The following is a 15,364-nucleotide window of genomic DNA, read 5'->3' as shown; positions in this document are numbered from 1 at the left end:
TAGATTTCCTGATCTTCTGCAAAAATCATATCAACTACCTCCGCCATATTGGTTCATCTGACGCATATTTTCTTTCCGCAGAAAGAAATGCCATACTTCTTTACATTAGATATCCGCTCACTAGCAAACTCCGTATCATACTTATTATCTATAATCTGATTCAGCGCTTCATCAGCGTTTTTCTCTAGTGCATCTTCTTTATCGCTTTTCTTAAACTCAAGAATAACGCCTATTCCATCAGCTTTTTTAGGGAACAGTGCAATATCAAATCTTCCCAAACCACTTTCCTTGTTAGAGCATACCTTATGCGTATCAAAAATCATCGATAATATTCCGAGCATCATTCCATGGTAGAAGCCTTCAGTTCCCGCATCGAAATAACTTACATACTTCAATATGAAATCGGACAAAGCCTTTTCTAGCTCAGCAGGGTCCCCCGAAAGAAGTTTATCCACAAGTGTGTTTTCAACTTCAGATGATCTATTATCTGTCATCCTACCAAGTATTTCTCTCTTGAATACACTTGAAACCTCTTTATTTGGAATAACAAGTTTGTACTCTTCACCATTTTCTTCATAATCTGAATCTGGTGTAAGATATCCGGTATTCAGCAACATAGTAAACAGCTTATTGCTATTTTGGCCTATTTCATCATAGATTACGCCTTCATCTATCCAAGCACTAACTGGCTCTCCATTGAATAGCTTTTCCATAAATTCTTCCATTGGAAATCCATCTTTACCCAAGCTATTTGAAAGAATAGAATATGACGATGTATTTATCCAATACGCCTGAGTCTTACAATTATTGTCGATATACTTGATTACTGACCATGGATTATAGATATTGCTAGAACCAAAATGATACCCGTCATACCATTCAATAATCTCAGCCTTCTTATCTGGCAGATTATAATCCTTTAAAATCTGATCTATGTCATCATTATTAAAACCAAACACATCGCTATATTTGTCTGAAACAACAGAACATACATCAAGGTTATTCAGATCACTAAAAATGCTCTCTTTCGCAATCCTTAAAACGCCGGTAAGAATAGCAAAATTCATTCTGTCATTAGTTTTAAGTACAGTTCCCATCAAGCCTTTAACAAAATCAATTGCTTCATGATAGTACTTACTATCTGCATCATAAGCATGCTGAATAGGTGCATCATACTCATCAATAAGAACAACCACCTTTTCCTGATAAAACTTGTAAAGATAATCCGTAAGCCTCTTCAAAGAAAAACGAAGCTCTTCCTCTGACAATTCACATCTAAGAGCCTTGTTATAATAGTCCACCTCGTCTTCAGCTAGTTCAGACATAATATCTCTATGTCTTCCATACACGTCACTGATAACCATATCAAATTGCTTCTTCATACTGTCATAGTTATCAGCATTTATATCTTTAAACGTCAAAAACAGAACAGGATACTTACCCTGCTCTGACATATATCTTTTATTCTCAGGTTTTCCAATCTCACACTTATCAAATAGCTTTCTATTTTCTAAAACGTTGTCGTTATTATAAAAATATCTAAGCATACTCATGGTAAGGGTCTTACCAAATCTGCGTGGTCTGGTAATAAGCGTCACATCAGAATGACCATCAATAAGAGACATTATGAAATTAGTCTTGTCTATGAAGTAATAATTACCTTCAACTAGCTTCTTGTAATCATCAATGCCTATAGGCATCTTTCTGTACGTCATATCCCAAGTCCATCCTGCATGATTTTTACATTCATGGATAGTATAACACGTTTGTTACTACTTTGAGCCCATCATTCTCCTTATTTGATGCATTATATATGCAAATTATACTTACGCAACTAAAAAAACTTAGAATAGAATACCGCATCCTCAACAGAGATTACATCAACATCTCCAAATACTTCTTTCAATTGATGTTCAATCTCCCAATAATGCTGGACTGGAGTAACTATTATTGCATCAGGGTGCACCTCGCCTTTGAGCTGATCTATTGTTACCACCTTGAGGTCATCAATCTTCTTGTTCGCAGCATTCTGGTCTATTCCATACAAAACATTTACAGAGCCTGAACTCTGCAATTCTTCAAAGAGCTGTAGACCAATGACTCCCATTCCATAGATAGCGACATTCTTATACAAGTTATCTTCAAAGAATTGAGCTATTCTATAGCCTTCACGGACAACTCGAATCCATTGGTCATATAGATAGAAACCTATGTTATCTGTTGATCTAGTATCTATATTCACGTTTTATCTCCTTTACATCTATAGTTAATAAAACAAACTGTAGATTATCATTTTGTCGCCATTAGTAAATACTCAAGGCTCTTTTTCTGATTCTCTTTAAGATGTTCCTTGACTTTTAAATAATCTATTCTAGATATTTTGTTTAACTCATTTAATGAATTGACGTGTCTGTTTTTGATGCCCAAAAGATTCATCAATCCATCTATCCTATCACTTCCAGTTCCTTCACAATCATCATAAGCTCTATTTAACACATAAAATTCTTTCTCAAAGATTATAGAGAAAGCTGCAGCATGGAAAGAATCTGTGCATATCGCATCCGCATGCTTTATAAGTGAAACAAAATCTTCAGGGCCACACCCTTTTATCCCCATAAAACTCTCTGTTGAATAAAGATATTCTTTCGAATTATCCATATCTATATAGATTATCTTCCGTGCTCTATGCTTTCTAGCTATATGCTCCATTAAATGCTTATGAGGAAGAATTAACCCCAAACAAAAGCATAAAACATATTTTTCAGTGGAAGATTCTTTTTCACATATAATCCCCCATTCTTTCGTATCCAGCATAAGTGTAGGATCCAGAACACACTCTATTTTTTTATTCGTATATTTCTTTAAAATATCGACTCCAACTTGTTCACGAACTGAAACAGCCTCGAACTTATCAAGAGCCTTTGATAATCTCTCTAGAAATCCTCTATTAGCTAGTCTATCTGAAAAAATGCCACTAGTGGAATATGAAATACACTTATTCTTTTCATCTGCAAATTCCAAAAGATACGTGTCATCTGACATATTTGGATTCCACAGTTGATCGCTCCCCACAATCCACAAATCAATATCGAACACGGCATTTTTTATATCATCAACCGAATAGCAAAGATCTGTAGTATTTATTCTGGAACGCATGAAATTGTTGCATTTTACTACCTGTTCAGTATCTTGTTTCTGCCAGTTTTTATTTTTATAATCAAATTCGTACTGTTCTCTTTCTAAGGCACCTTTAGGAATGACATCGTAGTTTTCTCGAAAACTAAGCGGTCTATACCTAACCACAGTAGGAACTATGCCATTTTTTTTACATAATTCACACAAGGCATAGCACTGTAATATCTGTCCAAAATTCACTTTTCCATAATTACACCATGTAAAAATAGCAGCCTTACTATTTTTCTTTTCCATAATGAATTGTAGCGCAAATTTTAAACGGCTTGCGCATCCGCAATCTCATAATATGTGTTAACTATATTTTATCACACAAGCAAACGCATAATAAAACAGCATTGCAATATTTATTAGGCTTTGTTAATCTATGCTCCGTGATTATTTCACTTTGCCAAATCTTGGCAGCGCTAATGTCATCTGACATCAGCGATAAATTCATCTTATAGCTTGCTAGCGGCTACTTAGAAAACTATAATTGAAGGGAGTGAAACTCTGAGGATCGAAATATCTGCCACTCACGATATTGTCCAAAAGCGCAGACTAATCTATATCTACATAAAATATGTCAAGAGAGATATTGCCATGTCCGATATAATAGTTGATAGAGCAAAAGAGTTGCAATCGTTGACTAATATGAAATCTTTTGATAGTCTACATGTTGCTTCTGCAGAGAATAATGTAGATATTTTCTTAACTGTTGATACCGGATTACTTAAAGCATCAAAAAGAACATCTCTTAATGTTAAAGTCATGAATCCGATTCTATTCTTAACGGAGGTAATAAACTATGGCGAAAACACTTAATATACTAAGCTCTTCAGAATTAAAGATCAAAGGTGACGAAGCACTCATAGATGCTCTTGGAGTAGTTGGCTTCGCAAGATATATTGAAGAATATGATAAAGGTGGTTCTGGCGATTACACTAAGGAACGTGATAGCTTACCATCCCTTAATAAATCCATTGATGAAATAAGCAAAACAAAACCTGAGTTCTAAACCGTTTTAGTAAAGGCTTTCTCATATATTTGTTATCATATATTTAAGCAAAAAAGACTCGACCCACTGTTGAAAACAGAGGGCCCAGAGTCTTTTTCTTTACACAAGATGTAAAACATATACCTATATTGGCACTCCTATGATATGCTATCATCCCCACTCAATGTTTTTCTTCACAATCTTTATAGGATTTCCACACGCCAAGCACTTTGGAGGTATATCTTTTGTAACCACACTTCCAGCTCCGATTACGCAACCATCACCTATGGTCACTCCCTTTAGCACGGTTACACCAGTGCCTATCCACACGTGATTTCCTATGGTTATTGGAAGGCTTTCCTTCTTGCCATGAATACTGTGGAAATCATTATCTAGAGCAACGAACCTTCTTCCTATTGCACACTTATCGCCAATCTTTATATGCTTGGTGCATCTGATAAGGCTCTCCTTGTTTATGAAAGTGTAATTTCCCAGTTCTAGCAAAGCATCCTTATAAACGAAAACATCGGCATGCTCATAAAAATCAAAGCTTTTAGCCTCTACCCTGGCTCCCTCACCCACAACAAAAAAGCTGGGCATTTCATATCCCGGATAACTGTGCGAGCCTATAATAAGCATGTTGTCTATATCAACCTTCGCATTCTCACTTAATTCCAAGTAAACATTAGGATTCAACTTGATCTTTTCTTTGTCCAGAATTGCCCCCTTAGCTATTTTCATTAATTCTCCCCCTGTCTAGAATCATCTGGCAATGTATGAAAGATAATAGTTCAAATCGCAAGCCTCATCTTCTTTTTCTCTGAAAATACCATTTGCAAGCATCCATTCTTTCATCGCTTTCTTATCATCAAATGGAATGGTCCCTTTTCCAATCTGATAAAAAGCCTTATTATCCGTAGTCGGTAATGTAAAGCAATAATCCCCATTGCAGATCATATTGAAAAAGACATTTCCAAGATGCTCGTTTTCAGGACTTTCCAGTTGTTTTTCAGTATCAAAGATCCTTAGACAGTCATCTCCTAATTTCAAAAGAACTATCTTGTCCTTATAATTACCAATCCAGCATAACGCATCATTGTTTAGATCAGCGATATCTTCATCACCTTTGATGATATCCACTATTACCATCTTTTCTCCGTCTATGGATGTTGCATATATCTTGTTCTCTTTTTTGCAGACGGTAATAAATCTCTTACTATATTTTTTTAAATCTGTTCCCAAGATGCTCTTGTTCTGAGTATCAAAGGAATACAACGTATCGCCTTTCCCATCAAAAAAGTACAAGACATTACCAATAGCTACTGACTGCAGCGTTAATACAGAATATGCATCTCTAGAAAATGGGTACACGTTTAGCTCTTTTACCTGTTCCAAACTATTAGTTTCAGCATCGATGCAATAAAACATTTGGGACAGATAAGGCAGCAAGTATATCTTGTTCCCTATAAACGTTGCTGAGTATACCTTTGTATTTACTTCTTCAGGATATTCTATGGTACTGAAGTGTCTACTCTTCAGGTCATACACAGCGATATTGGGAGCATTAAACGGAATCAAATAAATTTTTTCATCAAAATAGATTACCTCTGAATAAGCTCTTTCCAGCTCAGGATCATCACCCTCAGGAGTTCCAACAAAATTCACTTGTCCGCTTCTAATATCAAATTTAAAGAGTCCATTCACTATTGCATTGGTGTACCATATAGAATCGTCTACTATACACCCTTTTTCAATTATCCTCTTCATAAGCTTCTATCATCTCCATCGTGTGAGTAACATCATCTTCTGAAATATAGAACGAAGACTTATTCATATTTACCCCATAATCTTTAATTGTGGCATTAAGCGAAAATAGTTTTACTCCTACAGCCAGCGCCAATTCAGAATAAAGATTTGAAACATATTGAAGTTCTATTGGACAGATCTGGTAAACTTTAACGTTCTGATTACAAAAGATCACATTAGTAAAACCAGCTCCCCCACAACCAACTATGACACTAGCTTTTTGAATAAGCTTTATCTCATCTACAATAGATAATGAATCGGGATTGATAATTTCATAGTCCTTTCCAGAAAAGAATTTTATTAGCTTGCTTTCATTAGTCAGTCTTTTATCGTTTCCTCTTATCAAGAAAACCTTATAATCTTCCTTCATTTCTTCGCATATCTTTTCAAATACGCGACTACGGATAAACCTAACTGCTTCGGGGTACATAGCTACGCCGTTTCCCACTTCCAAATCCGTTTTGCTATGTTTTCCCCAAGTGCAATACGAAGGAAAGACCATATCCTCAACAAAATATGCTTTTCCCTTTTTTATTGGAATGATCTTTCTTTTTTCTTTATTTACAAGTTTGATCAATTCCTTATTCTTAGAGTCACTCAGAACATCTTCGTCTATCAAAAGAGGATAGTCCAGATACTCATTTTCTACGCTAATAAGTCTTGATAGAATCTCCATTGTAAGATGGTAGTAATTTCCACCCCACATTTTTATCAAGGAGATTCCTTTTTTTATCCTTTTTGCAGAGTCCAGTTTAATGTTCAGATCAACACTGGATTTATCTATATCTACGCCATCTATACACCACGGCAAATAAGCCCCAACTCCCTCTTTATCCCAAATTACCCTATCAGATAAAAAGCGATTGCCAACAACAATTCCGTCCGTATCTCCGAACAAAAATGCATACCTAATCTGCGCATAATAGACGTCAGGAGTTTTAAAAGTTCCTCGCATGCATTGTCCCTTAACGTATCTGTCAGTATCAGAATAAGCTCTAATATACTGCCTCTTGTCACCATCTATCTTTTGATATCGCACAGCATTTTTCTTCGCATAATTAGCGATGCTATCAAGCTTATACTTCATATACATATCCTCAATAAATCAATCGAAATATGTGGTGTTCTTAAGTTTGCTCATATATTTCTGCACAATCTCAGCTTCGCTTTCATCTACCATTCCAAGTGAATAGCCCGCCATTATTGTATGGTCACAACACCTATTCCAACTCATATCAAGCGACGTATTGTATTTTTCATACTCCACTCGCAGATTAGCAACCATTAGGGAAATTCCTTCTTCTAGTGGCATCCTTGCTTCAAAGCCTGTAGCTGATTTCAGCTTAGTGTCATCAAGTCTAAGGTCTTCGCTCTTATTCCATCTAAGTTCGTCATAACTTCTGGCAAAAGTCGTCTTAAATACTGGCAGCGGCACATGTACAATCTCTGCTTCTTTTGATAGAGCTTTTGCAATAGCGTATATCACCTCATCCCAGTCATACTCGCATTTTGCGTCAGCTATGTGGAAATCCTGATTAATTGCTTTTTCATTTCCAATCAATTTAACAACTGCTCTTGAAAAGTCAGATATATGTATGATTGAGTATGATAATTTAGGAATCTTAATGGATAAAACCGGATCGCCATCCACGATTCTCTGAATCAGAGACCATTGATTGGCTCTACTTGTAACAGGAAAAGGAATCCTGTAATTTCCGTAGGTAACTGAAGGCCTGATGATTGTGTAGTTAAGACCTGATTTTTCAGAATAAAACTTAAGATATTCTTCGCAAGCTATCTTATCTTTCGAATAACTCCATGACAAAAGATTTTTCTCATCATCTTCAGAGATAATGCCATCTTTTCTGTTGTAGACAGCTGTTGAACTAATAAAAAAATACTGTTCACATTTATCAGCATATAATTGCAGAGAATTAATAAGCTGTGGAACAGTATAAGCAAGGCATTCGAAAACTGCTTTAAATCTCATGCCCTTTAATTGATTCAATATTTTATTTGTATCATTAACGTCAGAGTATATATAGTGAACTCCGTCCACCTCTCTATACTTCATATTTCCGCGAGTTATAGCATATGTGTCATATCCGCACTGAACACACTCTTCTACCAAGCCTGAACTAATTGTACCAGTTCCCCCTGTTACCAATACTTTTTCGCTCATGTTATTTCTCCTAGTGCCTTGCTAAATTCCATCTTATGTAGCAGTTCAAAAAACATCTTTTCCTTTTCAGATATCTGCGCAGATTCACTATAATGTCTATTTCCTCTTTTAACATCCTCTATAGTCTTCTGCTCAACATATATTCTGTCTTTAATAGAATCAAAAAGATCTTTTCCTTTTGAAGAATTTATGATTACTGAAGAAATTCCTTGATCATTATCCTTATTTATATCTATTCCCCAAAAATCCCCCAGTGTTATATCAGCTTTTCTTACATCCAGTTTAAAATCACATTTTGCACATGAAGGTCTGAGTAATACCTTCTGCTCAAGAAATGCCTTCATGAAATAATTATCGTCTTTATTTAGTAGGATCTTGTTATTGTTATCTAAAATCAGCTTTGTAACAAATGGAGATTTTCTCCATCCGGAAGTTTTATTCTTAAATTCAACACTTACAACTTTAGCTCTATTAACGCTCTCTATCTCTTCTATCCATTTTTTATATGCATATGGAGAATTAACACCCATGCAGATAAAATCTATCAAAAAAAGCTTTGAACAATCTATTCCATCTAAAAAAGCACTTAGGGCATTTACCTGACATGGTGTACCACAAAAAAGCACTTCATAACCATCCATCAAATATTTCTTAACTATATTATATATGTTTTTAGAATCACTCTGTATATATTTTGATTTTCTTAATCGCTCTAATTCAGCAATATTACTGATAAGCGCATGTTCCACAAGACACTCATCTGTATATATCGCACCAGCAATAAACCCGTTTCTTTTCAATATCTCTTTTGCCAGTTCTGAGAAAATCCCACCTGAAGTACTGTTTTTTCTTAGTTCCTCGTCATTACTCCAAGCAGCATAGACGATTTTTTCTTGGCTATTATCATTCCCTTTGCAAACTCTTTTCTCACAAAGTTGCTGGCAAAGCCCACAATCAATACATGTATCAAGGACAACTGGTTTCAAAAAGCCATACTCATCTTGCCTCATTTCAATTGCTTTGCAAGGACATATATTTGCACATGCCCCACATCCTGTACACTTGTCTTTTCCAATCCAGCTTTCCTTCATACTTATGCCCACTCTATATCTTCTTTTATCACCTTTGCAGGATTACCACATGCCAGGCTCTTTGGAGGAATGTCTTTAGTTACAACACTTCCAGCCCCTATCACGCATCCATCTCCAATAGTAACGCCTTTCAGTACAATTACATTAGTTCCTATCCATACATGATTACCAATCCTAACTGGGCTAGTTTTTTTCACGCCATTAATTGAATGAAAATCAGAATCAAGCACCTTGAAATAATGAGAAATCGCACAGTTATCTCCAATTGTGATCTTATCTGCACATCTAATCACGCAGTCACTATTGATAAAGCTACTGTTTCCAAGTTCTAATATTCCATTTTTAAAAATATACACATCCGACCCATAGTAGAAATCAAATGTCCCTTTTACAAGCAACTTACTTTCAGAATCCATCTTAATAATGCTAGATCTCCCAGTATCCTGGAAAACATCATCACCAAATATGGATGCTTCTCTGCCTATACGAAGACGCTCCCCCACCTCTATTTTTGCAGTTTCTTCAACAAAGAATCTTACCTCTTCTCCGACCTGCACCTTGGCTTCATCTATCTGATTAATTTGTCTTATTTTACTTAAGTCACTTTCAATCATACTATCTCCAAAAATGCCCAATTGAACTTGATACAAGAACAATTGGGCATTTAATTATTTTAGATTAGAAACAATCTGATTATTAGCAATAATCATCAGCCACCTGAAGCTGCTGTAGTTGTTGCACTATAATATGTTCCATCATGAACAATTATAATTTCATGAGCTGCACTATCTGATACTCCGTTAACAACAACAGCTCCTGTCTGTGTAACTTCATATGTAGCTGCTGTTCCATCTACTGTTACAGATGTAATCTTAGAAGCATCAGCATTCTGACCTGAAACAAGTCTTATAAATGCTTTACCTTCGTTAACACTACATGCTGCCATTGTTGTATATGTAATATCACTCTTATCAACAGTCTTTGCATTTGCAGTATAAGCTACACCAGACTCGTCTGTAGGAACATCTGTGAATGCCCATGTAACAGCAACAGATGGAGCTGTAGTTGTAGCTGTAACAGCTATACCGTCTGTAACAGCACCACTCACTGCAATATCAACAGCCTTCCACGCTGTGAGTCCAGTTGTCTTTATTTCATAATCATAGGTCTTTGCTCCGCCAGTTCCTTCTTTTACAACTACATGGTAGTTAGTATCATTTCCTGGAACCTTAATTATCCAAGTAACACCTGCATCTGTTTTAGGAATAGCCTGTTCTACAGTTCCTACTGTTCCGCCAAGATAAAGGCCTGCAGTTGTACTTGTTGCTACAGCATCTTTTCCAATCAAATTAATATCAGTATCTGCGCCAGTTGCTTTCATTGTAACTGTAAGAATCTGTGGAACTGAACTCTTATTAACTGCCTGAACTGTATTGCTGGCGTTAGCATAAACATTAGTATCAGTCTGGAAATATACGCCTGTATCGCCTGTTGAATTAGGGAACGTAGTACCTGCAGCATACTTAGCACCTTCTGTTGCCTGAATCAAACGCTCAGGGTCCATAGTGTAAGCAAATGTTGTAGTAGTTGTTGTAGGTAATACAAACTTCTTAACTGTCTTCTCAACATGACCCTCATTGGCACCAGCACCTGTCTGGCCTCCACTTGTTGGCTCATCAGCAAAAGCAGTAATACTTCCACCAACTACCATTATTGCTACAAGTGCAAGAGCTAAGAGTTTTTTGAATTTAACCATATGAAATTTCCTCCTTGATTTATACATTTTCCACCTCATCCTTGAAGTGGTTGTTACCATATTAAATTTGATTGACAGTTACTCTACGAAAATGGTAAGGCCTACTCTAAGTTCACTAAGAGAATTTTGATTCTCATCAACCAGGTGATAAATCATAACGCAGCTATATGTTCCCGGATCCATTGTTCGATCAAGCTGAACATCTTCAAGCTTCCCACCAAGCGGGATAACTGGTGATTTATAAATAACCTGACTCTCATCCTCACTAAGCACAAGATCAAAGTAAACATCATTAGAATTTGTTTGGACATTCTCTACATATGCGTCGGTAGACTTTGCACCTCCTTCAGTGAAATGCCAATCTGTTGTCATAGTAACTTCATAATAACCTGGAGCCACATATTCCTGATTGAGCATTTCCTCAACCACTTCTTCTGCAGCTTCCTCATTATTTACTACAACAGCTCGTTTCTCTTGTTCTGGTTCCGTTTTGTTATTGTTCTTAAGAACCACCACTAATATAGCTGTTAGTAATGCAATTATTACTACGATTCCTACTATAACAATCGCTTTAATTCCATTTGATGAATTACTCTTACCTGACTGCTCGGCCATTTAGGCACCTCCACGTCGTATTTGTATTGCGGGAATCTAAGTTCCCAAGTTATGGGAAAAGATATCCCTAACTTACTACGGTATTTAGTTGGTCCATTGCACACAAATTACCACATTAAGGTGGAGGTTCTCTGACCTCTCTGGAAAGAAGCGTTGATTTCTGCTTCTTTTCTCTATTTCCATGTGTTTTAAAGCACATTGGCATCACCCCTAATCATCAAGAGAAACATATCGGAATATGTCTAATTGATAATTGGATGCATATTGCGCTATTATGAATGCGAATTCTGTAGATTGTCAGAATATTATCGCAATATCATAATAAAATTATACAAATATCTGCAAAATGCGTCAATTATCAGTTTTCATGCAACTTTATTACGCCACAACATATGCTGCGGTATATTTTATATCGACATTTTATCATGTATCCTTAGCGCCAAATTTAAACATTTTCTTAAATCAAAAGAGCTGTCCCAAAGCCTTGATTTATCGGCTCTAGTCAGCTCTTTTAGCATTAAATTATGTAGTTCGTGGCGAGAAGATTTTATCGTTTTTTTAGAATTACATATGCACCTTAATGTACTCTTCAAAACGTGGCAATACAAGTGAGATATATCCATACCTTGTAGTATTAATGACTCCTTTTCTTTTAAGTCTATCTCTGTAAACTGAGAACTGTGGTGTAGTCATTTCAAGTTGCTCACGAATTTTGGTAACATCTGTCTCTCCAGTTGTGGCAAGATGTTCCACTATCTTTCTATCAATATTGGACATTTCAGACCATATTTTGTCGTACACATATTCTTCAAGATACTGGTCATATTCAGGAATAATATCCTCAATATCTTTGTCTTTATTCTCCCATGTAAGGTAACCCAAAACCTGGAAAGCAAATGAATAACCTTTTGTTAGCTTCGCCATATTCTCAGCTTTATCATCAGTTATTTCAAAGGTCTTTTTATAATGTGCCACGATAGCAGTATAATTAAGTGGCTCTAACACAACCTTTGGTGCTCTGTATAAAAATGTAAGCGACTTTTCATTCTGCAGATCATAAAGATTATCATACAAACCTGTCATCAGAAGAAATGCCGAATAATTACGTCGTAAATATATTTGAAAAGCTGCAGCAAACACCTTCACATAAGGATTATTAGTCACTTCATCCACTGTGACTAATAGCCTCTTTCCCGCTTTAGTAATATGCTCCAGCATTCTGTTAACTGCAACCTCTATATCAGTAATTGGCGCAGCATTTTCAATACTTGCTCCAAGACCCAATACAGAAAAATCCAACTTTGCCTTTAAAAATAAAGCATGCATTTCTGGAATTGCATAAAGAGTTGCTGCCAGACTTTCTAGCATATCTCGCTCAGGACTTATCTCTACAACAATCCATTTCTTGTCCTTACGGAGTCTGTCTGAAATATCAGTCATCATGACCGTTTTCCCAGATCCTCTTATACCAGTAAGCATAAATACATGATTAGATGGTTTGCTGGCAGTAAATGTATCCAATATCTGGTTTGTCTGCGTTATTCTTGATATGAACTGTGATGGTGGCGTGCCAAATGAAATTGAAAATGGATTCTGCATTACAATCCCCTCTCTTTTATATCTTTTTATATCTTCCAAAGTTCTTTTATATCCTTTTATATCTTCCTTAGCTCTTTTATATCTATTTATATCCTTTTATATCTTCATGATAATACAGTAAATATCTTGCGTCAACTATTCTTAGATCAAGATTGTTGACACTTTTTCCATGGATTTCAGAGCCAAATAATACACTTTTTCCATAAGCCTCTTTTATATCCTTTTATATCTCATCGACAATTTGTATGATTTCTATATACCAAGTAATATCCATTATTAAAACCTTAGATACCCCTCAACATTACGATATTTCACCCCATCGCACTCGCAGTCGTCTCCGTAGTACAACACACACTTTTCCACTATATCTCCGTACTGCTTCTGCGCATACTCGCATTTATCTTTATCCATAAGATGCCTTCTCTGTTCAGGGACAGCCTTATCGCTATGCTTAACCTCATATAGTCTGCAAGTAATCTCCTTCGGATCAAACACAACCATATCAAATTCACCAATTGGAAACTGCAATACAAACACTTCCTTGTCTGGATAGCGCTTCTTAGTCTCCAGAAGTACGATATCTTCGAGCATTCGCCCTCTTATTTCACTTAGGACTCTGTTGACAATTCTGTTTCTCTCCTTAATATCAGTATCTCTAAACACATCATCCTGAAGAAGCGCAGAAATAAGGACCTCCGCCTGCGAATATCTAAGTCCAGGTTGTGTAAAAACTATCCTCTCTCGTAATATTGAAAGACTCTGGGAAGATCGCACATTGATATTCTCAATAAGATCCATGAGATACAAATACGACTTAATCTCTTCCAGGTGCGACTCACGAATCTCAATCATATCGGATGATGCATCCTTGATATCCAGTAAACTCATAATTCTGTCTATAATTTCATCTTCATCCACGTAATCCAGAATATCCGTTGGTTTAGTCTTGTCTTTTCTCAGATTATTGCGCGAGATTCCAAGATCATGAGATTCAAATTTGCTATGTATAACTTCCAGGACGAATCTGTGATTGATGTCCTCGACTATTCTATTAATAACGTTGGTCAACTCATTCTTTTCATGTAGCTCTGTTAGGCCCCTGAAGTGGCCTGCATACTGGTAGTTAGCCAAAGAATGCTGAATATTCTTGGCTATAGCTGTATCCACGTACTCATTAGTAGTTCTTCCATTCGCAAAAGGCATCTGCATCTTATTATAATCAACGCCTCCCATGCTCATGGTTCCGCCAAACTGAATATATTTATCCACGCCTGATATGCCAAGTACCCGGTCAAATTCTCTATATGGAATAAATGTGGTATGAACAAATACTGCCCTGTCATACAACTGCTCGTCCTGTGTAAAAAGAAATCCCAATGAATCCGTTCCTGAAAGAACAAGTTTCATTCCGCTACTGGCAAAAATATCTGCAAGGATCGCGGAATTCTCAATAAAATCACCAAGCAGTGTCACTTCATCCACAAAGACATATTTAATACCAACCTTTTCCAGCTTTCTTAGATCTTTATCCAGATCGGCTATCGTATTAAAAGCTCCTGCCTGAACAAAGGCCGCTTTCGAAAGAGTCTTAGAATCCATTCTAACTAGTGCCTGCTTGATAAGCGTTGTCTTTCCAGTTCTTCGAAGGCCATACAAAATAAGAACCCTGTCGCTTACCTCTCCGTAGAGATAGCTTTCAAGCTCTTCAAAGCAGTCTCGCCTCTTGTAATCCTTGACCATTTCAGAGAATGCTCGTAGTTCATCTCCAAGTCTCACATGACACAGGAATTCATCCTCTATGTGATTGTCCCTACGATCAGTATCCGCATCAGATCCCGAGCTAAGCTGAGCTTCGAGGCGTTTTCTTTCTTCTATCTGGTTCTTTAATATTTCCAGTTCCTCGCCCTTTACACGCTTGGTGATCTGCTTTCCACCCTCACGGTATTGCCAGTATTCGTAATCTCTTCCGTTAATTGATTTAAGCGTAATGATTCCCTTGGGAAGACTATTTATCTTTTTCTCAATTTCTCTTTTCGTTTTATCATTCATAGTTATGCCCTCTAACGTCATTTTAACCTTTTTAACCTTATTCGTAAATGATAAGGTTAAAAATAGGTTAAATAAGAACCGGCCCTGGAACTAATCCC

The 15,364-nt window shown here is 36.5% G+C and carries 14 protein-coding genes; 1 reads left to right on the top strand and 13 read right to left on the bottom strand.

The window, feature by feature from the left end; genetic code table 11:
• Positions 1-53: 53 nt before the first annotated feature.
• From T541_RS0101215 to T541_RS0101205, 3 genes are all read right to left on the bottom strand, one after another.
• On the bottom strand, positions 54-1,715 hold the full coding sequence (locus T541_RS0101215; RefSeq protein WP_026650985.1) for an AAA family ATPase: 1,662 nt from the start codon (positions 1,713-1,715) through the stop codon (positions 54-56).
• Between the two features lie 119 nt (positions 1,716-1,834).
• Complete coding sequence (locus T541_RS0101210; protein WP_026650984.1) at positions 1,835-2,242, bottom strand: hypothetical protein; 408 nt, start codon at positions 2,240-2,242, stop codon at positions 1,835-1,837.
• A 47-nt stretch (positions 2,243-2,289) separates the two neighbouring features.
• Positions 2,290-3,429 (bottom strand): polysaccharide pyruvyl transferase family protein, encoded by a 1,140-nt coding sequence (locus T541_RS0101205; protein WP_026650983.1) that lies wholly within the window; start codon positions 3,427-3,429, stop codon positions 2,290-2,292.
• Between the two features lie 550 nt (positions 3,430-3,979).
• Between T541_RS0101205 and T541_RS18445 the strand changes: the two genes are divergently transcribed.
• On the top strand, positions 3,980-4,189 hold the full coding sequence (locus T541_RS18445) for a hypothetical protein (protein WP_034465535.1): 210 nt from the start codon (positions 3,980-3,982) through the stop codon (positions 4,187-4,189).
• Between the two features lie 150 nt (positions 4,190-4,339).
• Here T541_RS18445 and T541_RS21970 read toward each other — a convergent pair whose 3' ends face one another.
• The 10 genes from T541_RS21970 to T541_RS0101145 form a co-directional block, all read right to left on the bottom strand.
• Entirely contained in the window at positions 4,340-4,909 is a 570-nt protein-coding gene (locus tag T541_RS21970; RefSeq protein WP_051538019.1) for an acyltransferase, read from the bottom strand.
• Positions 4,910-4,930: 21 nt separating this feature from the next.
• Positions 4,931-5,935 (bottom strand): hypothetical protein, encoded by a 1,005-nt coding sequence (locus T541_RS0101185; RefSeq protein ID WP_026650981.1) that lies wholly within the window; start codon positions 5,933-5,935, stop codon positions 4,931-4,933.
• Complete coding sequence (locus T541_RS0101180; protein ID WP_026650980.1) at positions 5,919-7,061, bottom strand: glycosyltransferase family 61 protein; 1,143 nt, start codon at positions 7,059-7,061, stop codon at positions 5,919-5,921. Before T541_RS0101180 ends, T541_RS0101185 begins: the two co-directional genes overlap by 17 nt.
• 18 nt (positions 7,062-7,079) lie before the next feature.
• Positions 7,080-8,156, bottom strand: coding sequence for an NAD-dependent epimerase/dehydratase family protein (locus T541_RS0101175; protein WP_026650979.1), 1,077 nt, complete (start codon positions 8,154-8,156; stop codon positions 7,080-7,082).
• Positions 8,153-9,247 carry a Coenzyme F420 hydrogenase/dehydrogenase, beta subunit C-terminal domain gene (locus T541_RS18435; RefSeq protein WP_051538018.1) on the bottom strand — a complete coding sequence of 365 codons (1,095 nt, stop codon included), beginning with the start codon at positions 9,245-9,247 and terminating at the stop codon, positions 8,153-8,155. The genes T541_RS0101175 and T541_RS18435 overlap by 4 nt, the downstream gene beginning before the upstream one ends.
• A gap of 2 nt (positions 9,248-9,249) precedes the next feature.
• Positions 9,250-9,861 carry an acyltransferase gene (locus T541_RS21965; protein ID WP_155839438.1) on the bottom strand — a complete coding sequence of 204 codons (612 nt, stop codon included), beginning with the start codon at positions 9,859-9,861 and terminating at the stop codon, positions 9,250-9,252.
• Positions 9,862-9,956: 95 nt separating this feature from the next.
• Entirely contained in the window at positions 9,957-11,003 is a 1,047-nt protein-coding gene (locus T541_RS0101160) for a hypothetical protein (protein ID WP_026650977.1), read from the bottom strand.
• A gap of 78 nt (positions 11,004-11,081) precedes the next feature.
• Positions 11,082-11,618, bottom strand: coding sequence for a hypothetical protein (locus tag T541_RS0101155; RefSeq protein WP_026650976.1), 537 nt, complete (start codon positions 11,616-11,618; stop codon positions 11,082-11,084).
• A 564-nt stretch (positions 11,619-12,182) separates the two neighbouring features.
• Positions 12,183-13,256 carry an ATP-binding protein gene (locus T541_RS0101150; protein WP_242840734.1) on the bottom strand — a complete coding sequence of 358 codons (1,074 nt, stop codon included), beginning with the start codon at positions 13,254-13,256 and terminating at the stop codon, positions 12,183-12,185.
• 237 nt (positions 13,257-13,493) lie between these two features.
• A complete protein-coding gene (locus tag T541_RS0101145; RefSeq protein WP_026650974.1) occupies positions 13,494-15,266 on the bottom strand; it encodes an AAA family ATPase in 1,773 nt (590 codons plus the stop codon).
• Positions 15,267-15,364: the final 98 nt, after the last annotated feature.

The organism is Butyrivibrio proteoclasticus P6B7 (assembly GCF_000622085.1).
GTDB lineage: Bacteria > Bacillota > Clostridia > Lachnospirales > Lachnospiraceae > Butyrivibrio > Butyrivibrio proteoclasticus_A.
This window is presented reverse-complemented; position numbering and strand designations above follow the sequence as displayed.